The sequence below is a fragment of the Ruegeria arenilitoris genome (genome assembly GCF_013035425.1).
Classification (GTDB): Bacteria; Pseudomonadota; Alphaproteobacteria; order Rhodobacterales; family Rhodobacteraceae; genus Ruegeria; species Ruegeria arenilitoris_A.
In genome coordinates, this window is the sequence record NZ_WQHX01000004.1 from 177,786 (window position 1) to 203,930 (window position 26,145).

29 protein-coding genes, 1 other RNA gene and 1 pseudogene are annotated in these 26,145 nt (G+C 53.4%); 11 read left to right on the forward strand and 20 right to left on the reverse strand.

The window, feature by feature from the left end; all coding sequences use genetic code 11:
* The 10 genes from GOV45_RS13315 to GOV45_RS13360 form a co-directional block, all read right to left on the reverse strand.
* A complete protein-coding gene (locus GOV45_RS13315) occupies positions 1-1,587 on the reverse strand; it encodes an ABC transporter substrate-binding protein (protein WP_170478620.1) in 1,587 nt (528 codons plus the stop codon).
* A gap of 119 nt (positions 1,588-1,706) precedes the next feature.
* Positions 1,707-3,701, reverse strand: a complete 1,995-nt coding sequence (locus GOV45_RS13320) for a CocE/NonD family hydrolase (RefSeq protein WP_170478622.1) — start codon at positions 3,699-3,701, stop codon at positions 1,707-1,709.
* A 67-nt stretch (positions 3,702-3,768) separates the two neighbouring features.
* The gene (gene dtd / locus GOV45_RS13325; RefSeq protein ID WP_170478624.1) at positions 3,769-4,206 is read right to left on the reverse strand and encodes a D-aminoacyl-tRNA deacylase; all 438 of its coding nucleotides are present in this window, start codon (positions 4,204-4,206) and stop codon (positions 3,769-3,771) included.
* 27 nt (positions 4,207-4,233) lie between these two features.
* Positions 4,234-4,902, reverse strand: coding sequence for a nitroreductase (locus GOV45_RS13330; RefSeq protein WP_170478627.1), 669 nt, complete (start codon positions 4,900-4,902; stop codon positions 4,234-4,236).
* A gap of 66 nt (positions 4,903-4,968) precedes the next feature.
* Positions 4,969-6,060 (reverse strand): TFIIB-type zinc finger domain-containing protein, encoded by a 1,092-nt coding sequence (locus GOV45_RS13335; protein ID WP_170478630.1) that lies wholly within the window; start codon positions 6,058-6,060, stop codon positions 4,969-4,971.
* Positions 6,061-6,099: 39 nt separating this feature from the next.
* A complete protein-coding gene (locus GOV45_RS13340; protein ID WP_170478633.1) occupies positions 6,100-7,242 on the reverse strand; it encodes an SPFH domain-containing protein in 1,143 nt (380 codons plus the stop codon).
* 28 nt (positions 7,243-7,270) lie between these two features.
* Complete coding sequence (locus GOV45_RS13345) at positions 7,271-8,224, reverse strand: DUF2927 domain-containing protein (protein ID WP_170478636.1); 954 nt, start codon at positions 8,222-8,224, stop codon at positions 7,271-7,273.
* 11 nt (positions 8,225-8,235) lie between these two features.
* Positions 8,236-9,426 (reverse strand): toxic anion resistance protein, encoded by a 1,191-nt coding sequence (locus GOV45_RS13350; RefSeq protein WP_170478639.1) that lies wholly within the window; start codon positions 9,424-9,426, stop codon positions 8,236-8,238.
* Between the two features lie 30 nt (positions 9,427-9,456).
* Positions 9,457-10,371: a 5-bromo-4-chloroindolyl phosphate hydrolysis family protein gene (locus tag GOV45_RS13355; protein WP_170478641.1), complete on the reverse strand. Its 915-nt coding sequence runs from the start codon at positions 10,369-10,371 to the stop codon at positions 9,457-9,459.
* 175 nt (positions 10,372-10,546) lie between these two features.
* Complete coding sequence (locus tag GOV45_RS13360; RefSeq protein ID WP_170478643.1) at positions 10,547-11,362, reverse strand: pseudouridine synthase; 816 nt, start codon at positions 11,360-11,362, stop codon at positions 10,547-10,549.
* Between the two features lie 61 nt (positions 11,363-11,423).
* On the opposite strand from GOV45_RS13360, the gene GOV45_RS13365 reads away from it, so the two are divergent.
* The gene (locus tag GOV45_RS13365) at positions 11,424-11,885 is read left to right on the forward strand and encodes a nucleoside deaminase (protein WP_170478645.1); all 462 of its coding nucleotides are present in this window, start codon (positions 11,424-11,426) and stop codon (positions 11,883-11,885) included.
* Positions 11,886-11,911: 26 nt separating this feature from the next.
* On the opposite strand, the gene GOV45_RS13370 is transcribed toward GOV45_RS13365, so the two are convergent.
* Both GOV45_RS13370 and GOV45_RS13375 read right to left on the reverse strand, forming a co-directional pair.
* Positions 11,912-12,880, reverse strand: a complete 969-nt coding sequence (locus GOV45_RS13370; protein ID WP_170478647.1) for an adenylate/guanylate cyclase domain-containing protein — start codon at positions 12,878-12,880, stop codon at positions 11,912-11,914.
* Between the two features lie 10 nt (positions 12,881-12,890).
* A complete protein-coding gene (locus GOV45_RS13375; RefSeq protein WP_170478649.1) occupies positions 12,891-13,583 on the reverse strand; it encodes a metal-dependent hydrolase in 693 nt (230 codons plus the stop codon).
* A gap of 57 nt (positions 13,584-13,640) precedes the next feature.
* Between GOV45_RS13375 and GOV45_RS13380 the strand changes: the two genes are divergently transcribed.
* The gene (locus tag GOV45_RS13380; protein ID WP_170478651.1) at positions 13,641-14,318 is read left to right on the forward strand and encodes a ceramidase domain-containing protein; all 678 of its coding nucleotides are present in this window, start codon (positions 13,641-13,643) and stop codon (positions 14,316-14,318) included.
* Here GOV45_RS13380 and GOV45_RS13385 read toward each other — a convergent pair.
* The 3 genes from GOV45_RS13385 to GOV45_RS13395 all read right to left on the reverse strand — a co-directional run bounded on the left by GOV45_RS13385 (position 14,291) and on the right by GOV45_RS13395 (position 15,946).
* Entirely contained in the window at positions 14,291-15,046 is a 756-nt protein-coding gene (locus GOV45_RS13385; RefSeq protein WP_170478653.1) for a class I SAM-dependent methyltransferase, read from the reverse strand. The two genes, GOV45_RS13380 and GOV45_RS13385, sit on opposite strands and share 28 nt — an antisense overlap.
* A gap of 37 nt (positions 15,047-15,083) precedes the next feature.
* Positions 15,084-15,647, reverse strand: a complete 564-nt coding sequence (locus GOV45_RS13390; RefSeq protein WP_170478655.1) for a DUF4202 domain-containing protein — start codon at positions 15,645-15,647, stop codon at positions 15,084-15,086.
* 140 nt (positions 15,648-15,787) lie between these two features.
* Positions 15,788-15,946: a hypothetical protein gene (locus GOV45_RS13395; protein WP_170478656.1), complete on the reverse strand. Its 159-nt coding sequence runs from the start codon at positions 15,944-15,946 to the stop codon at positions 15,788-15,790.
* 239 nt (positions 15,947-16,185) lie between these two features.
* Between GOV45_RS13395 and gatC the strand changes: the two genes are divergently transcribed.
* From gatC to rnpB, 5 genes are all read left to right on the forward strand, one after another.
* Positions 16,186-16,473 (forward strand): Asp-tRNA(Asn)/Glu-tRNA(Gln) amidotransferase subunit GatC, encoded by a 288-nt coding sequence (gene gatC / locus GOV45_RS13400; protein WP_170478658.1) that lies wholly within the window; start codon positions 16,186-16,188, stop codon positions 16,471-16,473.
* Positions 16,474-16,476: 3 nt separating this feature from the next.
* Positions 16,477-17,964, forward strand: a complete 1,488-nt coding sequence (gene gatA, locus GOV45_RS13405; RefSeq protein ID WP_170478660.1) for an Asp-tRNA(Asn)/Glu-tRNA(Gln) amidotransferase subunit GatA — start codon at positions 16,477-16,479, stop codon at positions 17,962-17,964.
* 43 nt (positions 17,965-18,007) lie between these two features.
* Positions 18,008-18,715 carry a hypothetical protein gene (locus tag GOV45_RS13410; protein ID WP_170478663.1) on the forward strand — a complete coding sequence of 236 codons (708 nt, stop codon included), beginning with the start codon at positions 18,008-18,010 and terminating at the stop codon, positions 18,713-18,715.
* A complete protein-coding gene (locus tag GOV45_RS13415; protein ID WP_170478666.1) occupies positions 18,666-19,385 on the forward strand; it encodes an N-acetylmuramoyl-L-alanine amidase in 720 nt (239 codons plus the stop codon). Before GOV45_RS13410 ends, GOV45_RS13415 begins: the two co-directional genes overlap by 50 nt.
* A 98-nt stretch (positions 19,386-19,483) precedes the next feature.
* Positions 19,484-19,875, forward strand: an RNA gene (gene rnpB, locus GOV45_RS13420) — RNase P RNA component class A.
* A 7-nt stretch (positions 19,876-19,882) separates the two neighbouring features.
* Here the strand turns inward: rnpB and GOV45_RS13425 are convergent.
* The 3 genes from GOV45_RS13425 to GOV45_RS13435 form a co-directional block, all read right to left on the reverse strand.
* Entirely contained in the window at positions 19,883-20,215 is a 333-nt protein-coding gene (locus tag GOV45_RS13425) for a GYD domain-containing protein (RefSeq protein ID WP_170478669.1), read from the reverse strand.
* A 67-nt stretch (positions 20,216-20,282) separates the two neighbouring features.
* Positions 20,283-21,125, reverse strand: coding sequence for a DUF2182 domain-containing protein (locus GOV45_RS13430; RefSeq protein ID WP_170478672.1), 843 nt, complete (start codon positions 21,123-21,125; stop codon positions 20,283-20,285).
* A 13-nt stretch (positions 21,126-21,138) separates the two neighbouring features.
* Positions 21,139-21,774: a DUF1326 domain-containing protein gene (locus tag GOV45_RS13435; RefSeq protein WP_170478675.1), complete on the reverse strand. Its 636-nt coding sequence runs from the start codon at positions 21,772-21,774 to the stop codon at positions 21,139-21,141.
* Positions 21,775-22,273: 499 nt separating this feature from the next.
* Between GOV45_RS13435 and GOV45_RS23325 the strand changes: the two are divergent.
* The 3 genes and pseudogenes from GOV45_RS23325 to GOV45_RS13455 all read left to right on the forward strand — a co-directional run bounded on the left by GOV45_RS23325 (position 22,274) and on the right by GOV45_RS13455 (position 23,828).
* Positions 22,274-22,810: pseudogene (locus GOV45_RS23325) on the forward strand (DUF533 domain-containing protein).
* 124 nt (positions 22,811-22,934) lie between these two features.
* Positions 22,935-23,102, forward strand: coding sequence for a 50S ribosomal protein L33 (gene rpmG, locus GOV45_RS13450; protein ID WP_010441901.1), 168 nt, complete (start codon positions 22,935-22,937; stop codon positions 23,100-23,102).
* Between the two features lie 219 nt (positions 23,103-23,321).
* Positions 23,322-23,828, forward strand: a complete 507-nt coding sequence (locus GOV45_RS13455) for a lipoprotein (protein WP_170478681.1) — start codon at positions 23,322-23,324, stop codon at positions 23,826-23,828.
* Between the two features lie 134 nt (positions 23,829-23,962).
* Here the strand turns inward: GOV45_RS13455 and GOV45_RS13460 are convergent, their stop codons facing one another.
* Together GOV45_RS13460 and GOV45_RS13465 are read right to left on the reverse strand one after the other, a co-directional pair.
* Complete coding sequence (locus GOV45_RS13460; RefSeq protein WP_170478684.1) at positions 23,963-24,739, reverse strand: Bax inhibitor-1/YccA family protein; 777 nt, start codon at positions 24,737-24,739, stop codon at positions 23,963-23,965.
* A 175-nt stretch (positions 24,740-24,914) separates the two neighbouring features.
* Positions 24,915-25,133 carry a DUF1127 domain-containing protein gene (locus GOV45_RS13465; RefSeq protein ID WP_170478687.1) on the reverse strand — a complete coding sequence of 73 codons (219 nt, stop codon included), beginning with the start codon at positions 25,131-25,133 and terminating at the stop codon, positions 24,915-24,917.
* Positions 25,134-25,260: 127 nt separating this feature from the next.
* Here GOV45_RS13465 and GOV45_RS13470 point away from each other — a divergent pair, with 127 nt between their 5' ends.
* Complete coding sequence (locus GOV45_RS13470; protein ID WP_170478690.1) at positions 25,261-26,142, forward strand: LysR family transcriptional regulator; 882 nt, start codon at positions 25,261-25,263, stop codon at positions 26,140-26,142.
* Positions 26,143-26,145 lie beyond the last annotated feature (3 nt).

The window sequence follows — 26,145 nt, forward strand, 5'->3', positions numbered from 1 at the left end:
TCAGACGAACCACATCTTGCGGGACATGTTGCCGTTCATCATCTCTTGTGTCGGATCAGTCTCCCAGCCGTCGAGCTGATTGCTGATACCCTCTACAAAATCGTTGAACATTGGGCAGATCAGGCCGCCTTCGTCGCGGACCATCATTCCCATCTGGCTGTAGATGCCTTTGCGCTTTTCCGGATCAAGCTCGGCTCGAGCTGCAAATAAGAGATCGTCAAACGCCTGAACCTTGAACCTTGTGTCGTTCCAGTCGGCGGTCGACAAGTAAGCAGTTGCATACATTTGATCCTGTACCGGACGGCCACCCCAATAAGAGGCGCAGAAAGGCTGCACGTTCCAGACTTCGGACCAGTATCCATCATTAGGTTCGCGCTTGATTTCCAGCGGAATACCAGCTTGCGCAGCGGACTGTTGGAACAACGCCGCAGCGTCTACGGCACCTGGGAATGCTCCATCTGCAACACGCAGAATAATTGGTGATCCGTCATGGCCGGATTTCGCGTAATGCTCTGCAGCTTTCTCAACACTGAATTCACGCTGCGGGATAGTTTCATCAAACAGCGGATATGCTGCGTTGATTGGCATGTCGTTACCGATCGAGCCGTAACCGCGCAGTACCTTTTCAACCAGTTCTTCTCTGTTGATGGCATACTTCAACGCTAAACGCAGATCGTTGTTATCGAAAGGTGCCGTGTCCACATGCATGATGAACACATAATGGCCGCGGCCAGCGGTCGAATGCACGGTCAGATTCGGCGCGCGACCCAGCAAATCGGCCACCTTTGGTTCGACCCGGTTGATGGCGTGAACTTGTCCCGACTGCAGCGCCGCGGTACGCGCTGTCGCGTCGTTGATGACCACGACTTCGACACTGTCGAAATTGCCAAAATCACTGTTCCAGTGGTTTTCAAACTTGGTGTACATGTGGCGAACACCGGGCTCATCTACCTCCAGCTTGTAAGGACCGGTTCCGATGCCGGCACCTGGATTGTCCATGCCGCCGTCTGGCTGAACAATCAGGTGGTAGTCGGCCATCAAATAGGGCAAATCCGCGTTCGGTTCGGTCAGAGTGACCTGGAAGTTGTCACCGTCCGCTTTCATGGACTCGATACCCTTCATGATGCCCAGAGCACCAGACTTTGAATCTTCGTTCGAGTGGCGCTGCATTGTTTTCAGCACGTCCTCGCTGGTCATGGTCTTGCCGTTGTGGAACTCAACCCCTTGGCGCAGTTTGAACGTCCAAACTTTGGCGTCGGCGCTACCTTCGACGCTTTCTGCGAGCCGAGGTTCAATCGTTCCGTCCGGCGCGACTTCGACCAGCTGGTCACCGAACTGTTTACCATTCTGGAACGGAACTGAGCTTGCATAGGTTGCTGGATCAAGAGAATTGGTCGATTCACCGCCCTGAAGGCCGAACTTCAGATCTCCGCCCTTTTTCGGGCCAGCCGCGCGCGCGGCGTTTGCGAACATTGTGCTGGCCATCGCAGCGGAAACTCCTAAGGCCGCAGCTTTGCCCATGAATTCACGACGTGTCAGCTTACCAGCCGTCACCTCTTTGGTCATGTGAGTGAGTTGTTCGTTCATCCAAAATCTCCCAATTGGTTGGATCAAGCCACTTACGGGCTTTTATTGACGCATGGGTCAAAGTTGCGCATTTCCGCTCATCGGGCAAGATTTAATGTAAATCGAGTTTCATGCCGGATTTACACTTGTTCCCGCGGTATCGTGTCTTCGATCTGGCGGGAATGGATTACCTTGCCGTTCTCGTAGGCCATTATACTGGCTCGAAGATGAAAATCGGAACGATCTGACCACATTTCACAGTTGGTTTGGGTTCTGAGGTTCACGTCCCCTCGGACCATCTCCTGCACCCAAGTACATTCGCCTCGTGCTGATAATGGATCATCAGGATGGATCGACCATGATTCGCTGGCGCTTCCTCCACTGATCAGGCCGTGTTCGTCGTCTCGGGCAAGGCCGAAGTCATCTTCAAGTGTCAGGTGAAGCAGGCCTGTGTTCATGTCCGTTTCAATACGTCTTGAATTTGTCGCAGTCCGCAAAGTCGTAAGCTTGCGCTCCGCGTCGCTTTCAGCCGGGGCAAATAACCATTCATCGGTTTCGGCGGTCGGTCTCACCGGTATGGTGATATCGCCGTCACTTAAGTGAAGTTCGGTAACCTCGGGCGACGGCCAGATCAACGGCCAATAGGCGTTGGAAATGGCTACGCGCAGGCTGTGGCCTTTCGGAACGCGATAAGCAATATGATCAAGGTCAAGCGTCACTTCATAAGTTTGACCGGGCGCTAGAGCCTTGGGCCGTGCATGATCATTGCGATGGGTCAGATTGAGCACACCATAAGTTATTCTGGTAGAGGCACCGTCGGGATGGACATGATTCAGACGTACCACGACCTGTGCTTGCGGTTTATCGGAACTTAGACTTAACCGAACCCGAGGTGCGCCGACTATGTCCAGATCTTCGGTCAACCCGGGGCCATCGAAGCAAACCGACAGGGCATCATCAGCGCGTTGATCACCCGGCATGTCGGGGCCTAGCCAAATGGCACAGAACTCTCCACTTTCCATTCCACAGTGTTGCGGCGAGCTAACGCGTTGGTCCAGCGGACCGGTCTTGTCGAGCCCAAGGTTGCTAAAAGTCATCTTTAAGGGCGTTATATGCGCAGTTGCGCCATTTGACTCGGCGATCCAACGCCCCGGTCGTTCGGAATACCATCGTGCCGGACGAACGCCATCCATTAAGTAGGCCCGATAATCGGGATCATTTTCAACGCCGGTTTCGATACCTTTGAGCCAACGGTCCCACCATCGAAGAGCTTCCTGCAAGAACCCAATCCTGGGTTCGGGAACTGCGAAATGAGGGTATTTGTGAACCCAAGGCCCAACGATCCCTTTTGTAACAGCCGCTAGTCTTTCGACCAGTAACGGCACAGTGTTTTTATAGCTATCGCCCCAACCGCCAATCGCCAAAGTTGCAGCACTGATTGCGTTGAAGTCTTCACAAACGGAACCGTGCCGCCAATAGTCATCACGTGTTTGGTGGCGCAGCCAGACTGACGGCAGAAATGGTTCTGCTTCCAACCTCTTTTCCCAAATCTCGCGCCAATCCTTGCGTAGTGCCGGGTCAGGCGCACGAGAGGAATAAGACCACATCGTTGCGCCCCAGCCCAAGTTCTCGTTCAAAAGGCAGCCACCTTTGTAGTGTATGTCGTCGGCGTACCGGTCCGCTGTCGAGCATAAGGTTATGATCGCTTTCAGGGCGTCAGGCTGCATCGCTGCCACCTGAAGGGCGTTGAACCCTCCCCAACTGATGCCCATCATACCTACCGAGCCATTGCACCATGGCTGCCGTGCCAACCAGTCAATGACCTCGACTGCATCGTCCAGCTCTTGTTGGGTGTATTCGTCTTCCATGAACCCTTCGCTGTCACCATTGCCGCGCATGTCAACGCGGACGCAGGCATATCCACGCTTGGCAAACCACGGATGGGTCAGGGCATCGCGGGTCGCCGTGCCGTCGCGTTTCCGGTAGGGCAAGTATTCAAGAATGGCAGGAACAGGGTCCTCTTTTGCGTCCAAAGGCATCCACATCCGCGCTGACAATCGGCAACCGTCGGACATTTTGATGCCCATGTCAGGAAGATCTTCGATGTCGCGCAGCGAATTGGCAGCTGGAGTCATATGGTCGACTTCCTTTCAGTTGGTTGAGTTCCTGCGGCAAAGTCGGGTGACGCGCTTTCGCCCCTCATCAGTTTTCCATCCAGATTGTCACGGGACCATCGTTGACGAGTTCAACCGACATGTCCGCTCCGAAAGCTCCAGTTTCCACAGGAATCCCGTGGTCAGCGAGGTTTGAGACGAAGGCATTGAAAAGACGCTCACCCTCCGCTGCAGGGGCCGCGTCCGAAAAGCCGGGTCTGTTGCCACGCGTCGTATCGGCGGCCAAGGTAAACTGACTGACCACCAGAGCCGAGCCGCCAACATCCAGGATCGATCTGTTCATTTTTCCAACTTCGTCCTTGAATATCCGTAGCTTAGCTATTTTTTGCGCCAGTTGAGCGGCCTTCTCTGGACCATCTCCGTGCATTGCACAAACAAGGATCATCAGACCTGGGCCGGATTGACCGATCAAGGCACCATCGGTCCATACAGAAGACTTCGACACTCTTTGCAACAATGCTCGCATGAACGATATGATCCTCTGTCTTATCTGTTAGCCACGCCAGTCAACGAATTGACCCAAGGGTACGCGGTCGGTTCGAAACCCGTTAGCTGGATGGTCAGTGTCAGGGTAGCCGAAGGAAATAGCACAAAGGATCAGCCGGTCATCCGATATGTCAAAGTAGCGATGCAGAAACGGCCCATAAGAAGCCACGGCGGCCTGGGGAATGCATGCCAAACCAAGCGATTGAGCGGCCAAGGAAAAGGCCGTTACGAAACCTCCGCAGTCCATGGCGCCATAAGAACCCAGCTCAACGGGACTGGATAGAATTGCGCAATGCGGAGCTCCAAACAGGGCAAAATTTTCCATCATCTGTCGTTGGGACGCTTCGCGGTCGCCTTTTTTGACTCCGACCGCTTCGTACAACGCCCAGCCGCACGCGCGCCGGCGATCCTGGTAAACTCCGGAGTAGCTTGTTGGGAACGGCATATCTGGGGCAGGTGGGCGGTTGGTCGCCTCCTGCTGCAATGCTCTACGGAACCTGTCTGTTTCATCTCCGGTGGCAACGACTACTTTCCAAGGTTGCGCGTTGCACCAGCTTGGTGCACGTCCCGCGCTAATGAGCAACTGCTCAATCTCTGTCTTAGGAACTGGATCGGGTCGAAAGGCTCTGCACGAGTAGCGTCCCCGCAGCAATTGATTCAAAACTGAGATGGTCAAACGGTCACTCCCTGTTTCAGTTCAGGAAGATGCACTCCGTTTCGAACTCAAGCAAGCGCATAGAAATTACTGTTGACCGGTCGCTGCCATATAACCAATCGCAGCGGCAACTATTAGCCCCAAAGTCACCGCAATCGTTATCTTTATTGCCGACCAAGGTCTTTCCCCTTGCACGCGCCCGGTGCGGCCATTGACAACAAACCTGTAGGTTTGTCCGCGATACTTGTATGCCGCCATCCAAACCGGCAACAGAATATGTTTGAAAGTGACATCCCGAACGTCAGTTTCGACCGCATGGATGCGCTGACGATCACCTCCGATGTCGAATCGAACGTCCCTTTCGATAACGCGTGCCATGTAACTCCGGGCCTCCTGATAGCCCTCGCGAAGTTCGACGGTATAGGCTTCGGCCCGAAAACCCGCCAAATACTCTGGCTGATAAGGTTCCAGCGCTGGCAGGTCCCATGGTTCCAAAGCATCGGTGTAGGACTTTGGCAAAGATCGCGAAGCCAGAACCAGAACATCATCAAAGAATCTGGCCACACGACCGGATTTTGGTGACCACCTGATTTTTGGCACCTGTTGTTGAACGCGTTTCCCGTCCTTAACGACTGTGCGAGTTTCGTAATAGACCGTCCCTCGCTCGCCCCGGTAAGACGATTTGGTATCAGCATCAAATGTCCAATATGGAACGTATATACCCTGCATTTTCCGGCCCTTGCGCGCATAGTCTTTCAAGCCATTTGGCGCGAACCATAGACGTCCCAGCCAGTCACTCATGGCCTTATTTGCAGATCGCTCGTCCAGCGCGAAAGGCAGGACGCCGCGGGGTTTGATATGGCGGCTGATGCCGGTGTCCGTGACAACTGGCGTGGCACAAAACGGGCATTCCGCTGCATGCGTGTTCGGGTCGAATTCGACCTGCGCAGCGCAGTTGGGGCAGGTCAGAATCCGAGTTTCTTCGATTTCGCTGTCAGGTAAGCGATCCGCCACTGCGGCGTCAAAATCCAACTCTCGTAAGTTGGCGCCACCCCAAGGCCCGTCACCGATAGGTTCCGAGTTTCCGCAATGATCGCAGGTCAGCGTTCCGTTGGCTGGATCAAAACGATAATCCGCTCCACATTGGTTACAGGGGAAACGGTGTTCTTCAGTGCTCATAGCGCGGATCACCTTGTTTTTTGGGCAGAAAATCCGTGTCTACGCGCCGGGCGGCGGTGGGGGCAGAATCGTGAACAGTTGCGCCAGTTCCTGAACATCGCCTGCCTTTTTCCATCCGTCCTGACCAGCCGTCCAGACATGTGTGTCCCGCGTGATCTCTCCCTCGGTCGCCATTCGACCCATCTTGGCCTTGGAGAACGGCCCACTGGTTTGGCCATCGACGGCTATGTGCCAAACATGTTCAACGGGCGGAGGCGGCGGTGGAGTCGTCGGAGTGGAGGGTTGTGATGATGCCGCCGCACCCCATGGGCCACTTGGCTGGCCCGATGCCATGTTTGCCATCTGGTTCGCCATTGCCATTCCCATGCCCATTCCCAATCCTGCGCCCATACCCCCGCCTTGGCCAGTGTTGTTGGCCGCGGCCGTCATCGCTTCGGCGGCAGAATATTGTGTGAACTTGCCCAGATCGCCTGCCAAACCCATCGAAGTCCGCTTGTCGAGCGCGGCTTCGACTGCCGGAGGCAATGATATGTTCTCAATGTAGAACTCGGGCATTTCCAATCCGTAGCCCTCAAGAACAGGTGACACCTCGGCCGCGATGAGTTTGCCCAAGTCGGCCGTATTTGCGGCCATGTCGAGGACCGGAATTCCGGAGCCTGCGATCACTCGGCTGAATTCCTGAACGATTATGTTCCGGATCTGAAAACTGATCTCATCCATTGTAAATTCGCCGTCAGTGCCAACGATCTCGACGAGGAACTTCGCTGGGTCCTTCACTCGTACCGTATACGTGCCAAAGGCCCTAATACGGGTCGGCCCAAACTCTGGGTCCCGCAACATGATTGGATTTTTTGTTCCCCATTTTAGATCGTTGAAGCGGGTTGTGTTGACGAAATAGATTTCGGACTTGAATGGTGATTGGAAACCATGATCCCAATGCTGCAGCGTAGTCAGTATCGGCATGTTGTTGGTCTCGAGCATATAAAGGCCCGGAGTGAAAACATCCGCCAACTGCCCCTCATGCACAAAAACCGCTGCTTGACCCTCGCGGACAGTCAACTTGGCCCCGTATTTGATCGCGTGACCTTCGCGTTCGAAGCGCCAGACCATGGTATCCCGCGTGTCATCCACCCAATGAATGACGTCAATGAATTCTCCGGTCAGAAAATCGAATATTCCCATTGGGGTTCTCCTGTTTTTGGGGTCAACGTTATAACCCCATCAATTCACGGGTAATGTTCCGCACCACTGGACGTGCGTCTTCCACCGAGACGCCTGGTTGCAAACGTTGATCGTACAATAATTTCAGCAGATGTTCGTCATGACTTGTCAGTAACGCAAATTCATCGTCGTCATTGAATATCGAAGGCCGGGCAGCCGGGCTGTCGTTTGGCAGGCCCAAACCTTGCGCGATTTCTTCGTGGATGCAGCTTAACCGCACAAGATCGGGTAGTTCGGCCCGAATTAAAGCGACAGCACGCACATAAACGTTCGGCGCCGAGTTCGTGGCAGAGGCGAATACAAAACAGTCAAAAGAAGGGCGCGGATTAGCGATCAGGTCCAAGGTGCTTTGTCCAATATTCGGGACTAACTGTTTGAGGCGACCAACGACATAGCTACCGTCATCCTTGCCCGCAAAAAACACATGAAAGTTTCCGTTTCGACTGACGGTCGAAATAGGATGACCGGTCAATCTGGCCAATCTCTTGGAATAATTGGAAACGTCCTCCCGATCCTTGTTTCGCACTTCCGGTGGGACCGAGGGACCAAATTCGGGCTGGATGCGCACGGGGCTCGACCAGCGGCTCAGTTGCCCGTCTGTCCGCCGGGCGCCAACCGAGGCAATATCGTCCGGGTATTCGCTGTAAAAAGCGATTGTTTCGAAGTTTCTGGCCAGATCATCGGATTCGTACGGTGTGTCAGGCCCGCCCCCGTCGGTCCTTAGCAGTCCGCGCGTTTGCAAATCGCGTTCTACTCGCTTGTAGAACCTTGCCAAATCCTGACTGGCCGCCGATGGCGGCACGTAAGCATTGGCGGTTTCAACAGTTTGGACGGGTTCAGGTTGGGGCGCGGTGACGGTTGGAACCACGTCTTCGCACCCTGCCACCACCAGCAGGGCAATGACCCCAAAGGTCAATCTAAATTGATGTCCTTTCGGGACCATGGCCCCCAACCTCAGCTGGGGACTGCTGTGTTGGCGGTGTCGCCCAGACCGTCCTTGCGAGCTTTGGCAGATGCCAGTGTATCGCGCAGTTCCGCCTCCATTTTTTGCAATTCTTCCTCAGCAGCAGCTCGTCTGGCTTTGCCCTCATCTGCGATTGCCAGGCTTTCGTTGATCGTGCCAATCAGGTCGGCGTTGGCCTTTTTGACAGCCTCAATATCGAAAACGCCACGCTCCATCTCTTCTCGGATCATTTTGTTTGACTGCCGCAGGTTGGCCGCGTTGGACGTCAGCAACTCATTCGTAAGATCGTTTGCATCCCGGACTGCCGCCGCAGCTTCGGCGCTTCGTTGGATCGTCACGGCTTGCGCCAATTGGGTTTCCCAAAGTGGAACAGTGTTTACCAGCGTGGAATTGATCTTGGTAACAAGCGATTTGTCATTTTCCTGCACCAGTCGGATCGAGGGCAGAGATTGCATTGTTACTTGCCGTGTCAATTTCAGATCGTGAACGCGGCGTTCCAGATCATCTCGTGCAGCGCGCAGGTCGCGCAATTCCTGCGCTTTCATTACCTGTTCGTCCTCTGGGGCGGCCTCGACCTCAGCTTCTTTTTCAGGAATATCGTGGCTGTCCAGTTCAGTCAGTTTTTCTTCGCCAGCAGCAATATAAAGCGCCAGTTCATCATAAAATCCCAAGGTCTTTTCGTAGAGTAAATCCAGTGATTTGATGTCTTTTAGCAAGGTATGTTCATGCCCCAACAAATCGTCAGTGATCCTGTCGATCTGGTTCTGAACTTCTTCGTACTGGGCGGTGAACTTGGCAAATGGAGCGGCTCTGCCCAACAATTTTTCCCACCAGCTGCGTTCGCGACGAACATCAAGTTCGCTGACCGAAAACCCCCGAATGGTGGTTACGATGTTACGAAGGCTATCACCAGCAGGCCCTACATCCTTGTTCTTCACATCTGCCAGCATGGCCTGGCTGATTTCCTGCAGTTCTGCTTGGGCTGAAGATCCAAAAGCAACGATCGAGTTCGTGTTGTCCATGTCGATCTCGTCCATGCGTTTTCGGATCTCTGCACTGACGGCTTCGTCAGCCTCTTCCAGCGTAACGACTTCGGCCTTTGGTTCAGGCAGCGCGACGGCTGTCACTTCCTGAACCAGAGTTTCTGTTTCAACGGCCTTGTTCTTGATGTCTTCGGACATTGGGTAAATCCTCGCTCAAATATTGGCCGGTCAGTCAAGCCGGACTCCTTCGCGCTGCAACCTTTCGCGCAACACATCAATTTCGACCGTCAGGTCGCTTCTATCATCCAATAACATTTTTCTGGTTCGCGCCGCGAAATTCTGTTCAAGATCGTCCAGTAAAGCCGAGTAATCTGCTAACGCTCGGGGGTCGCGCGTTCTGGCGTAAACATCTGCGAACTTTACCGTCGCGTCGCGTGCGCCCTGCAGATACACCGTCAGGTATTTTCGTGCACCCGCCAAGTCGCGCGGATCTTCCTCGACCGTGCGAAACAGATCTCGGGCTGTTGTCTGAAATTTTTCTACACGTGCTTCGATCCTACGATCTCCGGCCCGTTTTATGGCATCCGTCATTTCAGACAGATGTGTTTCCGCATCTTCAACGACCCGGGCTACGCGGTCTTGCTGGAAAGTGTCTATTCCTTCCATGCCCTTGTCCTTCATCGGATCAAAGCCAAACGAAACCGAGTGCAAAACGGTCGCGACTCCACCAAACAAGATCGGAGCCAGCAAGCTCGGCTGCATGGCGGCGTCTGTGCTTATCAATTCAGTTCGGTAAGATGCTAGCGCAACTCCCAAACCAGTCAGAACACTTGCACTGATCTTTCGGGGAAAAGCAGGGCGCCGGGCCGTCCGTCGTTCGTTATAAGCTGCCTCGGCACGCAATCCTTCGCGCAGCAGAAAAGCCGCAGCCGTCAGCAAACCTGCTGCCACTAGTCCGATGGTCATGCCAATAGCACCATCATTTAGGGACAAAAATACAAGTGGAATAGCTGGTACGAACAAGACGTTCGCGCGTGCGCCTGCGGGTTCGACGCGTGCACCGTCAAACTGTCCGCGCGGAGGCTGTGCGTCCGGCTCGGACCCGCCCTGAGGGCTGAATTTCCCGCCATACCGCTTAGCCATGCTGTTACAAGCCTCCCAGCAGGCCGGTGCAAACGCCAAACATCACCACCAACAACGCCACATAAGCGAATTTTTGAACTCCGGAACCGGACATGATGCCCCCTCATCACAGTTTCCTAGGAAAATTTAGTGGAAGCGAGGGCTTGGCGCTAGGGGGAAGGTTTACAAACCGTCGTCAATTGCGATGTTTCTTGCTTACGGTCGCACGTTTGCGTTGCGGCCGGACCGGACGCTTTGAAGGGTTTCCCGGTTTTACCCCTTCATCCAGACCCAGCTGATCGCGCATGACACGACGGCGAACTTCCTCGACTTCGCCTGCCTTCAGCGCGCCCAGTTGAAATGGTCCATATGAAACACGCAACAACCTGTTGACGGCAAAACCGATGTCTTCCATCGCGCGTCGAATCTCCCGGTTTTTCCCTTCTCGCAGGCCAACAGTAAGCCACGCATTGGCCCCTTGCTGTCGGTCTAAAGTCACCGTCATGGGTTGAAACCGCTCACCCTCGACTATCAGGCCGTTACGCAACGGCGCGAAATCCTCGTCTTTTGGTCGGCCGTTTACACGCACCCGGTACTTTCGCAGCCAGCCTGTCGAAGGCAATTCAAGCTTGCGCTTTATGCCGCCGTCATTGGTCAGCAACAACAACCCTTCCGAGTTCAGGTCCAAACGGCCAATGCTCATAACCCGCGGCATATCTTCGGGTAAGCTGTCATAAATTGTTGCTCGGCCTTTCTCATCTCGCGTGGATGTAACCAAACCCGGAGGTTTGTGATATAGCCAAAGACGAGTTGGTTCCGGTTCAGAAATCGGTTTGCCATCGACAATGATTTTGTCATTGACCGTCACGTTTAGTGCAGGGCTGTCGATTGTCTTGCTATTGACGGCGACGCGGCCTGCATTGATCATCCGCTCTGCCTCGCGACGAGAGGCGACGCCTGCGCGTGCTAAGACTTTGGCGATCCGGTCGCCTGGAGGAGGGGTGTTTCTCATCCTCCGGCCTTAACCTATCCCGACGACTTGCGAAAGCCAGGTTTCTGAGGCAGTCAGAAGCATGATGTTCAGATCGCATATGGAATTGGCGTTGGAACAGGCGCGTGCCGCGGCAGGTCGCGGCGAAGTTCCGGTTGGAGCTGTGGTCGTGTCACCCAGTGGAAGCGTCGTGGCGAAGGCTGGAAACCGGACGCGCGAATTGAAGGATCCCACTGCGCATGCCGAAATACTTGCTCTGCGGGAAGCCTGCGCTGTCACTAAGTCTGAGCGCCTGCCGGGTTTCGATCTTTATGTAACGCTGGAGCCATGCGCTATGTGCGCTGCGGCAATGGCGGCGGCACGCATCAGGCGTATTTATTATGGTGCGTCTGATCCTAAATCTGGTGGCGTCGCCCATGGCGCCCGGGTGTTTATACACCCTCAGTCCCATCATGTTCCTGAGGTTTATGACGGGATCGCTGCCAAGGAATGTGAAAAACTGCTCCAATCGTTTTTTGCAGAAAAACGCGCCGGAAAAAACTAGTAAGCTCCTTGAAAGGTGAAAGCTGTTCACTTCCAATTAAGACTGTACACCGTTTGGCGGCCTCCGAACCCTTTCAGCAAGACAGGTTTTGGTGGACCGAACCGCCCATTAGGATCTGTATCAAGCATCAGGCGCGTAACATCCGAAACATGAATTTCGTTTGGACCGCTGACATCTGTAACGCGTGCCGCTTTATTGACAACCGTTCCAAAAAAATCTTCATCCTTTTGGATAACTTCACCGGTGTGAATGCCGATCCTTAGGCGCAAAATCTTCGCAGTGTCGATTGACGCATTGCGTCGCTGAAGGTTCACCGCCGCGTCCACCGAATCTTGTACGGAAGTGAAGATAGACATTGTGCCGTCACCGAGCGATTTGACCAATCTTCCCCGGTGCGAAACTATGATTCCTTCGGCCAGTTCCAAGTGCCTTGAGATTATATCCGCCCATTCATGGTCGCCTAGTTTGCGTGTCAGTTCAGAAGAATCTGCGATGTCGGTAAACATGACTGAGGCTATACCATCGCTCTGATCTTGCTGAAATCCGATACGCGCAGCTTCGACAAGGGCGTTAAGTGCCTCATGTTCCACACCAATCTTCTCCAGATTGGACATAGGGTTGGACACATGCAGCTGTACCATTTTCCAGATGCCGTCTTCTAAGTTCAGCACAAATGTGAACCGATGGGGTGTCGAATTTCCATTACTTGCAAAAGTGAGCGTCGCAGAACAATGGGCCCAGCCAACTTCGCCACATTCAAAGGCTTCCAAGCTGTGTTCATCCCAGTCGAATTCCGGAATTTCCCTTACATGATCTGCAAATCCGTCTCGAAACACAGTTCCGGACCAACACTCACCGTCTGCAGAGCCCTGATACCGCAAGTGCTCTGATTTCGACAACATGTTCATCAAGACTGCTTGGTCCTGGTTCTGAACGGCAAGGTTCCATCTGCGCACAACAGCGGCCAGTTCCGGCGACGGAGTTATCTTGCTCATAAAGCTGAACCTACAACCTGATTGCCTGCATAACTTCTGGTTCGATCACATCCACACCGGGCAGACCATCAATCAGATCCTGAGCCGTCTGCTCAAGGATCGGAAAGGTTTTGTAGTGGCAGGGTATTACCGTTTTGAATTTGAAAAACCGTTTAGCCGCATATGCAGCCCCTTTCATGTCCATTGTGAAATGACCGCCAGCCGACAAAATTCCGATATCGGGTTGATAATAGTCGCCCATCCAATCCATGTCGGCCATTATGTCTGTGTCGCCCGAAACATAAACCGTACGTCCCTCGGCAGCGATAATAAAACCAACCTCTGAACCGCCTGTTCGCAATCCTTCCGGAGTCGAAAAGGTTGAACTGTGTGATGCCGGTACCATGGTAACTTTTATGCCGTTCAGGTTGACGGTTCCACCTTTGTTAAATCCGACGGTTTCGATGTTTTCGGCTTCGGCCCAATAGCCCATCAGGTCGTATTGGCCGACCACGGGAATGCCCAAGTGCTTTGCCAGTGGCAGCACATCGACCACATGGTCAAAATGCGTATGTGTCAAAAGTATATGCGTCGCGCCTTCAACTGCGTCATCGTGCTGCGCCTCTGGCAGAGAAGGGTTTCCGGTCAACCATGGATCAATCAGAAAAACCTGACCTTCGGTTTCAATTCTGAAGCTTCCATGTCCCAGCCAAATGATATTCATCAAGAATCCTCCAACATACAGCTTGGTCTCAGCCTAGCATCCGCTATGTAAAAATCTATGGAATGGTCAGAATATATTGATGGATACTGTGAGCGGCTGTCGCCTGCTTATTGGGCCGAACCAATAAATGCCGTGACGAATTTAGCATTTCTGATTTCGGCCTTCATTATGTGGAGCCGTGTTGCCGGTCAGAAGGCACCTCTAGCCTATCTTTTGATTGCAATTCTGGCTGGAATCGGTGTTGGCAGTTTTTTATTTCACACGCATGCTAAGGTTTGGGCCGCGGTCGCAGATGTCACACCTATTCTGATGTTTGTGCTGGTATATATTTTTGCAATAAACCGGGATGTTTGGGGGTTGAAACCCTGGCTCGCGGCAGCACTCACGCTGCTGTTTTTCCCTTTCGTCGCTGTGACACTCCCATTGTTTCAAACGATACCCGGTCTTGGCGGCTCGGCGAGTTATGCCCCTATTCCGTTATTAATATTGATCTACGCAGCCTTATTACGCCACCGAGCGCCAGGTACGGCACGCGGCTTGGCGTTGGGCGCTGTCATCCTGATAGCATCTATAACTTTCCGCGCATTAGACGAACCGCTATGTGGCTCTTTTTCAGTTGGCACGCATTTTATGTGGCACATACTGAATGCAACGATGTTGGGATGGATGATCGAGGTGTATCGTCGATCGCTGTTAAGGCGTAACGGTCAGTCCGGCAATTTGCGCGCAACGTAGAATCCGTAACTCACAAAAGATGAATACTTTTCGTAAAGGTCAATCTCGGTCTGCTCGGCGCTGACAAGCGCCATGGCTTCGCTTGAATGTCCGTGCTTGTCCAAAAAGTTAGCAAACCTGCCTTGCATTGGGCCATAGTAGTTGTCGCGCCAACAATCTGGTGACAAAGGAAAATAGCCCAAAACCTCGTACCCATGTGTTTCTAGCTGCCCGATCTTTTGAGACGGCAGTCCGACTTCGGGGTATTCCCGACACCAGTGACGGGTCAAAGCGTCTGGTCGGTTTCGGGTGAGCCAGGTGAGCTCGGAAACTGCCAAGATACCGCCCGGTTTCAAGAACTTACGCCAGTACCGAACCCCGTTCTCAAACCCAATATTGTAGATGGCGCCTTCAGACCAAATCACGTCCAGCGAGGCATCTTGAAATGGCAGTGCTTCCATCGACGCGAGCAGCGTCTTGATGCGATCTGCAAGTCCAAGCTTCACGGCTTGAGTATCGAGTTCGTCAAGAAAGTCCTGCAAAAAGTCTACGGCGCAAATTTCGGCATTTAGGTTCTGGGCAAGGATCAGACTGGCCGCCCCAGTGCCACAGCCAATATCAGCGATTTTCAAAGGCTGTTTCTTGTTCAGTCCAGCCAGATCGATTGCACGCCGGGTCGCGTCCCTACCGCCGGGGCCCTGCCTTTGTCCCTTTATATGCAGATCCACCAAGAGTTTGAGTTGATCCATCGGATTGAGTCTCCGGTGTATGTTGGAATTAACAATTTCATGGTTGAAAGGCTGCCGCCAGAACTTCGGGCAAATCGAACTCCCGCAACGCTCGCGCACGGCCATCTGACGACATCTTTCGCGCAGTTTTTTCAACGATCCTTTGTATCTTTTCGGCGGAGTGCTTGGCGGCAAAGGGCTGAAAATACCATTTAAGAAACACGAAACAGATCACATCCTCCAACGCCTGTACTTCGGCGTCACGCTTTATGCCATGTTTGCGCAACATTTGACTCGCGGTTTCAAGCTGCTCATGGTCATAGCCCGCATCTTTCATATAAGTCATAACAACCTTTGCGTGGAACTCGCCCTGCGCCTTACGCCAAGCTAAATATCCTGCGCGACCTTCAGGATATTCGGACCGTTTTAGTTTCCAACGTTCAACATGCTGCCCCCGCGCGGCAATCTGCAGTTCTTCCGAAGCATTTGGGAAGAGTCTTTCAAGTTCTGCAGTCATCCGTTGACCATAAAGCAAAGCCTCGGGCGTACCATTTTCCAGATTTGGATCTTGTGAATTGGCCGCGTCTATGGCGTCCAGAACAAGTTGCATTCGAGCGGTCATTATTAGCTCCGTTGCGCCGACTACACTGAGCCAAGGTTGGGCATCATCTTTTCGATGTTAACGAGTTGGGAACAGCTGCGCAGCATTCAATTTAAACGCGCCCGGGTCAGGGGGGATCCGACCCGGGCTCAAGGGCCATTTTATCGCTCTGGTTGAACTTTATCTTTGGTTACAGGCTCCGCGATTGGATCGGGGAAATTCAGATCGCGGACTAGGTTATCCATGCTAAGACTAAAGGCTTGTGCCTGTGCCGTCAGAAATGAAGTGGACATAAGGAACGCTATAAAAAAGGTTTTCATTGCCTTTCTCCATGTTTGCTGCGCCGTCAGACTGAAATGAACTGTTTAGTTCATTTTTCAAGAGCCAAAATGAACTAACCGGTTCACTTTTTTCGTTATTTCGATTTACCTAACCGAACACCGCATAAACGGGAACTTTCTTCGGCTTAATGCGCGGAAATTGATCCCGTTAATCTGGTGCTCTTGCGACTGCCGCGACGGACAGGTAAATGCCCTCTGAGCGAATTTGAGGGAAGCCGATGTCAATTGACCAAAGTACCGCCGCCAAAGTGGCGAAACTGGCCCGGATCAAGGTCGAGGATGACGCGCTGCCGGCGCTGGCATCCGAATTCAACACGATCCTGGGCTTCATTGAGCAATTGAATGAAGTTGACGTAGAGGGTGTCGACCCGATGGTGTCGGTGGAGCCGATGCGTCTGAAGCGCAGAGAAGATGTGGTCACCGACGGCAACCAGCAAGACAAGGTTCTGGCAAATGCGCCCGACGCGCGCGAGGGCTTTTTCGCTGTTCCCAAAGTTGTGGAGTAAGACATGAGCGAACTTAACAAGCTGGGATTAGCCGAAGCGCGTGATGCATTGCGCAAAGGTGAGGTGACCTCGGTCGAGCTTACTGAATCTTGCCTGAAGGCAATTGATGAAGCCGCCGCGCTGAACGCGTTTGTCCACAAAACGCCCGAAATCGCACTTGAACGCGCTAAAGCCGCGGACGAGCGGATCAAGAAGGGAAACGCGCCTTCCATGTGCGGTCTGCCGATTGGTATTAAAGATCTGTTCTGCACCAAGGGTGTGCCTTCTCAAGCCGCCTCAAGAATCCTTGAAGGGTTCAAGCCAGAGTACGAGTCGACGGTTTCTCAACAGTTGGCTGATAATGGCGCTGTGATGCTGGGCAAACTGAATATGGACGAATTCGCTATGGGTTCGTCAAATGAGACCTCTGTTTACGGAAATGCGGTCAGCCCTTGGCGGCGCGGTAACGATGATGCGCAGCTGACACCGGGTGGTTCGTCCGGCGGTTCCGCAGCAGCTGTTTCTGCGGATTTGTGTCTTGCGGCCACCGGGACAGATACTGGCGGCTCGATCCGACAGCCAGCTGCATTCACCGGCATCACGGGCATCAAACCGACCTATGGCAGATGCTCGCGCTGGGGTATTGTTGCGTTTGCCTCGTCGTTGGATCAGGCGGGGCCGATGACCAAAAACGTGCGGGACGCGGCGATCATGCTGGAAACGATGTGCGGTCACGACCCCAAAGATTCTACTAGCGCCGAACTGGCCGTACCGAATTTCGAAGGTATGCTTACCGGGGATATCAAAGGCAAGAAAATTGGCATCCCCAAAGAATACCGCATGGATGGTATGCCCGCCGAGATAGAAAAACTCTGGTCAGAGGGCGCTGAAATGCTAAAGGCCGCAGGTGCCGAGATAGTCGATATCTCGTTGCCGCACACGAAATACGCCTTGCCTGCGTATTACGTTATTGCTCCTGCCGAAGCGTCGTCGAACTTGGCGCGCTACGATGGCGTTCGTTATGGCCACCGCGCCACATTGGCACAAGGCGACGGCATAACTGAAATGTACGAAAAAACGCGATCCGAGGGATTTGGTCATGAGGTCCAGCGTCGTGTCATGATTGGAACTTACGTTCTGTCGGCAGGCTTCTACGACGCTTATTACAATCGCGCGCGCCGCGTGCGTACCTTGATCAAGAAAGACTTCGAGGACGTATTTGCCGCCGGAATCGACGCGATTCTAACGCCGGCAACTCCTTCGGCAGCATTCGGACTGGGTGAGATGACCGAGGCTGATCCAGTTCAAATGTATTTGAACGATGTTTTTACCGTGACGGTAAACCTTGCGGGATTGCCTGGTATCTCGGTGCCTGCTGGCCTTGACAAGAAAGGTCTTCCGCTGGGTCTTCAGCTGATTGGGCGCCCGTGGGATGAAGGCGACCTGCTCAATACCGCCTATTCGTTGGAAAGTGCAGCAGGGTTTGTGGCAAAGCCCGTGAATTGGTGGTAAGCCTTCGGGCAGTACAGGCAACGCACAGAGACGGAAAAGCCAAATGCGCAATTTGCTTCTGATCCCCGTAATAGGATTGATTGGTGCGTGCAACACGGTGGCACCTGTCGAGGGAACGGGTTTCAATACGCCTCAGTATCAGGCGCAGCGAGAGGCGGAACTGACCGGGCAGGGATATACTGGAAATCCGCTGTTGCCACCCGAGGAAGTTTCACAACAACCGCTGTCAGCACAGGACCCGCAAGGGGCCGTATCAGTGGGCGGTGACAGTGCCGATATCGCCAACCAGACCGCTGCTGCTTTGGCCAGCACATCTGGACAGTCTACGCAAACCGCGCTCGTGCAACCAATCAGCAATCCAGGAATTTCGGACGAGCAGGATTTTACTGCCGTTTCAGGTCGGCGCAGCATAGAATCCGACGCCGCTCTGATAGAACAGAACCGCCAGACTTACGAGGTCGTGGCTCCTACGGCGGTTCCGGCGCGCGGTCAGGACGGTCAACCCAACATCGTTCAATATGCGTTGAACACTTCAAACCCTGTTGGCACGCAACTTTATAGTCGAGCGGGTTTCAATCTTGAAGCCAAAGCGCAACGAAACTGTTCCCGTTTCACTTCACCAGATCAGGCGCAAATCGAGTTTCTTTCAAGCGGCGGACCTCAACGAGACCGTAAAGGACTTGACCCAGACGGAGACGGATATGCGTGCGGTTGGGATCCAAGCCCGTTCCGCAGTGCCATCAACAACTGATCCACTTACGCCGATCTGGCGCCCATCCCCCAATTTCGGCCCGCGCCGGGATGGTCTTACGCCGTCGCTGATCGTTATTCACTATACCGCGATGCAAAGTGCCGCTGCCGCGCTGGAACGGTTGTGTGATCCAGTGCATGAGGTATCGGCTCATTACTTGATTGGATCTGACGGAACCCTCTGGCAATTGGTTCGCGAAGAAGACCGCGCCTGGCATGCAGGCGCTGGGAGTTGGTGCAATAAGACCGATATAAATTCCCGCTCGATTGGCATTGAACTGGACAATGCCGGCAATCATCCGTTTTCTGAACCACAAATGACGACCTTGGAACAACTGTTGGGTCAAATAAAAGTGCGCTGGTCTGTCAAACCCTCAGGGGTTATAGGCCATTCTGATATGGCTCCAGGCCGAAAAAGTGACCCCGGTCCGCGTTTTGACTGGTCGCGTTTGGAACATCAAAGCATAGCTTCAACTATTGGTTTCAACAAAGACCCTAAGGACGAGCAGTTTCATACTTTCCGAACGCTTGCGCGAAATGCCGGTTACACAGCTGATGTGGATGACGAAGCATTACTTGCCGCCGTACGCCTGAGGTTTCGACCATGGGCCAATGGTCCTCTTGAATCAGCAGATTTTGAGCCATTTGGCAGCTCAACCAATTTGGGTTGAGCCATAGCGTTTCTGGTTAGAGTGACAAAATGCCGTCAAACCCAAATGCCACCTGAACCCTTGACGTGGTCTGTCGCACCGCATACCCACCCCCGTGCGCGGAGGGCCGGATGGCCGCTGGGGCTTACGCCCGAGAGGAAAGTCCGGACTCCACAAGGCAACGGTGCCGGGTAACGCCCGGGCGGGGCAACCCGACGGAAAGCGCCACAGAAAACAAACCGCCACATTCGTGTGGTAAGGGTGAAACGGTGGGGTAAGAGCCCACCGCGCCGCTGGCAACAGTGGCGGCACGGCAAGCCCCACCGGGAGCAATGCCAAATAGGGTCCCCGCGCGGGCCGGTCGGCGCCAGCCGATACCGCCGCTAAGCGCGTCTTGGCCGAGAGGGACCGGGTTGGCAGCTGGAGCCGTGCAGCAATGTACGGCCTAGAGGAATGGTCATCGAAGGGGGCAACCCCGGAACAAGATCCGGCTTACAGGCCCTCCGCGCGTTATACCGTCAGCTGCCCGGAGGTGTGTAGGCACCGGTTAAGGCAGCGGCCTTTTCCGCGATTGAAACAAAGTCGTCTGCCGTCCATGCGCGAACAGTCTCGATCTTATCTACCGCTCCGGAGGCAGCCACTGCCATACCGACCGCTACCGCGTCGGTTCCGTCTGGTGCCTCGCTGATAACGACAACGTCATTCGAACCAGTTGTCATGTAGAACGCCAGCAACTTGCCGCCCACCTTTTCCAGCAACGCCTTTACCGGCCCAGTTCGGTTTGCTGGCTTTTCCAACATTCCTTGAACGCCAGATTGGGAATACGAAGCATAGGTGATAAAAACAGGCATTGTGTTTCTCCTACAATTTTTGCATCGGAACCCAAAATTTGGCCGGTTCCACAGCCATCGATACCCATCAAAGACCGGTCACAAACGCCGTTAGGACAAGCCAAAGCCCCGCCGCAATCAGGCAAAGGCCGGTAAGTATCGGCAGCCATTTTGCACGGGGCAGCAATTTCTCGAGGGCGACGTACAAAGCGATCCCTGCGATCCAATAGAGGTTCATGATGCCGCCAACGAATAGCAGCGCCATCAAGGCCCAGCAGCAGCCAAGACAGTACACCCCATGCAAAGCACCTGTTCGCAGTGCACCATAAGCGCCAGGCCGATTGTGTTTTGATAGAAAGCGGGCCGGGCTTTGACAATGTTTGAGGCACGCAGTTTTGAGATCTGACAGCTGATAAGCGCCCGCAGATACCAGAACACAGCCAGCAAATACCTTTGATCGTATCGTCATCATGGGTCCGTCGGCCAAACCGATAAGTTCCAATGCCCATTGCGCGCCTGTTGCGACAAGACTGAATCCGGCCCATGCGATTAGGTACCCGGTAAGGAAACAGAAACTGAGCCAAACAGCGGCGTTCTGATCGCGACCAACACGCTTTAACGCGGTATAGAGCAGCACTGTTGGCGCGGCGCTAGGCGTCATCATCGCAATCATCATGACCCACCACATAAGGAATATCAGAACAGCGTAGTTGAGGGTCCAAATGGGCGGACCGCCCATTTGCATCGGTTCACCTATTGGGCCGGCCATGCGCGTCATCTCCAGCGCCGACATGTTCATGCCGACCCCGGTGATCGTGTACCAAGCAGCGGCGAGAACAACTAGAGATACGCTGCCCAGCACAATATAGCGGTCATGCCGCAACAGCCGCTCAATCATTCCAGGTCGCGGCGAAGTATCGGATGTGGTCATCGTAAGGCTCTGATCAGGCTCCAACTACACCGTGACCCGAAATATTCAGATGGGCCAAATGCGCATGGGTTGCGTCAAAGGTCAGGCTAATTTCGCCGCCATGCGTTTTTGCGGAACCAGAAGCTGCCTCGGCATGACGATACTCAAAACCGTTCGGCAACTGGATCGAGGCACGATGAGCTGCACCTGAAACAATGTGCGGAATTGGGCTGACTTCGACATCGAAAATACCTTGCACTTTGGCATAGCCTGAGCGTTCGTCCCGGTCCCAACTAAGTTCAATCGGGACATAGAGCGTTTCATGCTTTGTTGGGGCCATGGCGCTGTAGACATACCACATCGTCGCCATTTCATCGGTGTCTTCACCGGTCATGATTGCTTGAAGGGCTGCGCGTTGCTCCGCGCTGGCGGACTCATCAACAATCAACTGCATCTGGCCGTTACCCTCGTGAATAGGGCCGGGCCAATAATAAACGCCAGCAGCTCGAACTCCGGCTAGATCAGTATCGCCGTAGTGACCACTTTTGATATCGAAAACAACCACTGCCTCGCAATTGCCATGTGTTGGAAGAACGCTGAATTGGCATGGGCAACCAAAATTGCAGTTACAGTTTGCCAGCTCTTCACCTTGAATAGTCCACTCAGTCATGATGCCCCCAAAAAATGTCATGCATATAAACTCTGCCGACAGAGGGTTTGCCTGTTTTTTGGTGCCTCGAAGTTCGAGCCCGCAATTGGCTTCTTAACTTAGTGGGTTACGCCGAACATATCAGGATTTCGTGATCCGTTCAATTGAACGTGCCACATTTCAAACTTGGGATGAACCCGTGTTCAGATTCAAGCGTTATGGTGGTGGACAACTGCTCCGAATGACAAAGCGAATTTCAGGTAAGTGTTCAGATCGGACGCTGGTTTGTCTGAATACATGCAGGTGTTACGATAGTGTCCCATAAAATGCGCCATCCATTGGGAGGAATGAAATGAGTTTCATGAAAGCATTGGCTTCGGTTGCTGTCGGTTTTGCTGCGGCAAAGGGGCTTGAAAAATACAAGCAAATGGGCGGCATGGCTGGTTTACAGGACGCAATGCAAAGCGCAAGCAGTGGATTTGGAATAGATCAGCTTGGCAAGATGGCTGAACAGCTTGGAATGCCCGGTGGGGCTTCGGGGTTGCAAGAGATGATCGGCAAACTCGGAATCGCCGACCCGGCTGGTGCTGCTGGTTTGGGTGGATTGATGAACGCAATGCAGGGGGCTGCCAAAACTGGTAGCCAACAAACTGTTGATATGCTTGAGACGGTGTTCAATGGCACTCCGGGCGGGGCAGCCATGGAACAGCATGCCAAGCTAATGCTGCGAGCAATGATTCAGGCGGCCAAGGCTGACGGAGAATTGGATGCGCAAGAAAAGGAAACCATCTTGGGTGAATTGGGCGATGATATCAGCGACGAAGAACGCGCCTTTGTTCAAGAATAACTAGAAGCTCCGATCGACGTGATGGGGCTGGCTGCGGATTCCGGGGCGCCTCTTCGGGCTCAGATCTACGCCACGTCCCTTGCGGCGATTCGTTTGGACAATGAGCGCGAAGCTGACTATTTGCATCAATTGGCCTCAGCTTTGGGACTGTCGGACTCTGAACGCAACCAAATTCACGAATATATGGGTGCGCCGACATTGTTCAGCTAGCGCATATCTGCAACCGCTGCTCCCTAGGCAATTGCCCTTGACATAGGCCGTGCAAGGCGTAAAAGCGCACGCTCAAGAGGATTCAACCGAAAGGCCCCTGCCTTTTCGGACGCAGGAGATAACCATGGCGAAGCCGACGACAATCAAAATCCGTCTGAACTCGACCGCGGGCACGGGCCATTTCTATGTGACCAAGAAAAATGCTCGCACTATGACTGAAAAGATGACCATTCGTAAGTACGATCCGGTCGCTCGCAAACACGTCGAGTACAAGGAAGGCAAGATAAAATAATCTGCCCTCAATGGTGAAATTTCAAAGGGACTTTGCACTGGCAGGGGCCCTTTTTTTTATGCTCATTGGGCAATTGGAAAATCACTCGAACATTGGATGATGGAAATCAGGCCGTTGCAGAGGCGCATCAGCCATTCAAGTATTCTGTTTTCGCGCGGGTTGCAATTTCGCGTCACCTGCCGCTACGCTTCGCCTAACCGACCCAAAATGTTGACCGTCATGAAAAAAATCATATTGCCCGCACTTGCCGCCCTGACCCTTTCGGCCTGCGAAGACCCCTTTAACCGACAAGGGGTCGGGTTCACCGGAATAGACGGAGAACCGCGCACGATTTCCGAAGTGGCTGGCGCAGCTGCGTTCATTCCGCCTGCAACCAATGTTCCGGCAGAGCTTGCTGAATTGCCGACCATTCAAGTCACGTCAGATAAAGCTGAACTGGAAAAGATGGCTGGTGTAGCTATCGATAACGGTGGACGCAGCGATACGACAGCGGTGCAGCTGTCGGGCAGCGCAACACCCCTTTTCCTTAGCACGGTCGCCGTGAATGGGAAATTGTTCGGCGTCTTGCGCACACCAAGCAACAGCAACCGCGTCGATAACTCGGTTGGTTCAATTTTTGGATCCGAGACTGAACGGTTCACAGGCTGTTTGTCCGCCGGCCAAGTCTATCGCAAAGGTTCATCCGGTAAGAGTTCCGGTTTTGCGGTTCCACTGAACTGTAGCTAAGCTTTTTCTCTCTCAAGTCCCAAACCCCTGCCTGAACGGCAGGGGTTTTCGTTTGGCCCGGCTTTCGACTTTCCACCAAAAAACATGGGCGGACCTTTTCGGATCCGCCCAACTAGGCTTTAATTTGCAGAATTTTATTCGCGGTTGCCGAACAGTTGTAGCAGGAACATGAACATATTGATGAAGTCCAGATACAAGCTTAATGCACCCATTATCGCGGCTTTACCCAACCATTCTTGATCGCCGGAGTGAGCCATCTGCAGGTAAGTGGTTTTGATGTTCTGAGTGTCATATGCGGTCAGGCCGGCAAAGATCAGAACACCCAGAACCGAGATGGCAAATGCCATAGCCGAAGAAGCGATGAAGATATTCACGATCGAGGCTACGATCAGGCCGATCACGCCCATGATCAGGAACGTGCCCATCGCCGAGAGGTCCTTCTTAGTTGTGTAGCCGTACAACGACAGTCCCGCAAATGCGATTGCCGTGATCAGGAACACTTGAATTATCGACTGACCGGTAAAGACCAGGAAGATCCAGCTGATCGATACACCCATAACTGCCGCAAACAGATAAAAAACTGTCTGTGCACCCGCTGCGGACAGGCGGTTGATTCCGGCGCTGAAACCGAAAACAAATAGCAAAGGCGCAAACATGATGACCCATTTCAACGGCGACGCGAACAAAGTGTATCCGAACGAAGTCAGATACTTACTTTCGCTTAGTTGAGCGGCAGCCGCCGATGGATCGGTTGTTGTTGCAAGCCCGGAAATTGCCCATGCGGCTGCAAATGTAATCAGCATGCCGACGGACATTGTGCCGTAGACTTTGTTCATGTGGGCGCGTAGGCCCTCGTCAATCTCGGCGGCGCGCGCACCGGTGGCCGTCCGGATCGTGTCGAATTGTGCCATTAAAAGGGTCTCCCTTCATTCATCTGTTCCCGGCCCGCGAATGCAGGCTGGTTTCCAAGCAAATATCGGAGAGTGTGGCCGCCGATTCAAGGGTTTTACGCCTAAAACTCAGCAAAACTGTCAGTAATGTGCTCGGGCCGCCTTTTCTGGCGGCCTCAAAACACGATCAGTCCGATTAATACAGTTGTTTTACCCAGTTATCAGGTGCGTCCCAGATGTGGCGGGTTGCCTCAACGTTTGCTTCGCGGCGGGTCAGCCCGATATCGTCAAGCAAATGATCATCCAACCTGGCAAGTGAGCGACGCTGTCGGGCAAGATTAAGCAAATTCCAAAAAATCTTGCGTTTGGCGACGCGTTTCGTGCTTCCAGCGTGAGAGATAGCTATTTGGGTCATAATGATTGCCCTTTCATTTAACCTTGATGGTTCTTTTTCATTAGATCAATTATGTTGATATATATGGAGCAACATGCAATATTATGAAAATGAATGTTTATGACGTGATCCATAAGGAATCGTGAATATGCGTAATTTGGACATTACAACTCTTCGATCCTTTATTGCCGTTGCTGATCACGGTGGCGTAACACGCGCTGCGGGATTTCTGCATCTGACCCAGTCAGCAGTTTCAATGCAGCTAAAGCGACTTGAGGAGCTTTTAGGACTGGAGCTTTTGGATCGCAGCGGAAGGACTATTGCGCTCACTGCGTCAGGCGAGCAACTGCTTGCTTATGCCCGCCGCATCGTCGCGCTAAACGATGAAGTTATTTCAAAGCTTACGGATCAGGCGTTTGAGGGCGAAGTTGTTCTGGGTGTGCCCCATGACATTGTTTATCCCGCTATCCCACGTGTATTGCAGCGCTTCAACGCCGACTTTCCGCGCGTACGCGTGCAACTGGTTTCTTCCTACTCGATGCAATTGAAAGAGATGTACCGGCGCGGCGAATGCGATCTCATACTTACCACGGAGGCTTCTGGAGCAGACGGAGCCGAGACTATTGCCGAACTTCCACTTAGATGGATCGGCGCGCCGGGCGGTTCCGCATGGCGCAAGCGACCAATTCCGCTTGCACTTGGACGACGCTGCTTGTTCCGTCCTCAGGTTATCGCTGCTTTGGATGCAGCAGGTATTCCATGGGAATTGTCTGTTGAAACCGAGAATGACCGCACCATCGAGGCGACTGTAAGCGCAGACTTGGCCGTTCACGCGATGCTCGACGGTACCGAGGCTGCCCATCTTGAGCAGATCGAATCGGGTGGCGCCTTGCCAGAGTTACCTGCACACCGAATCAATCTTTATGGGGCTGATAAAGGACGCGACGCAGTTGTTGACGCCCTTGCTTCTTTGGTAAGGCAGAACTTTCTCATGCTCGGGGGCTCACCGCTTAAGGCAGTTGTCGCCTAGGGT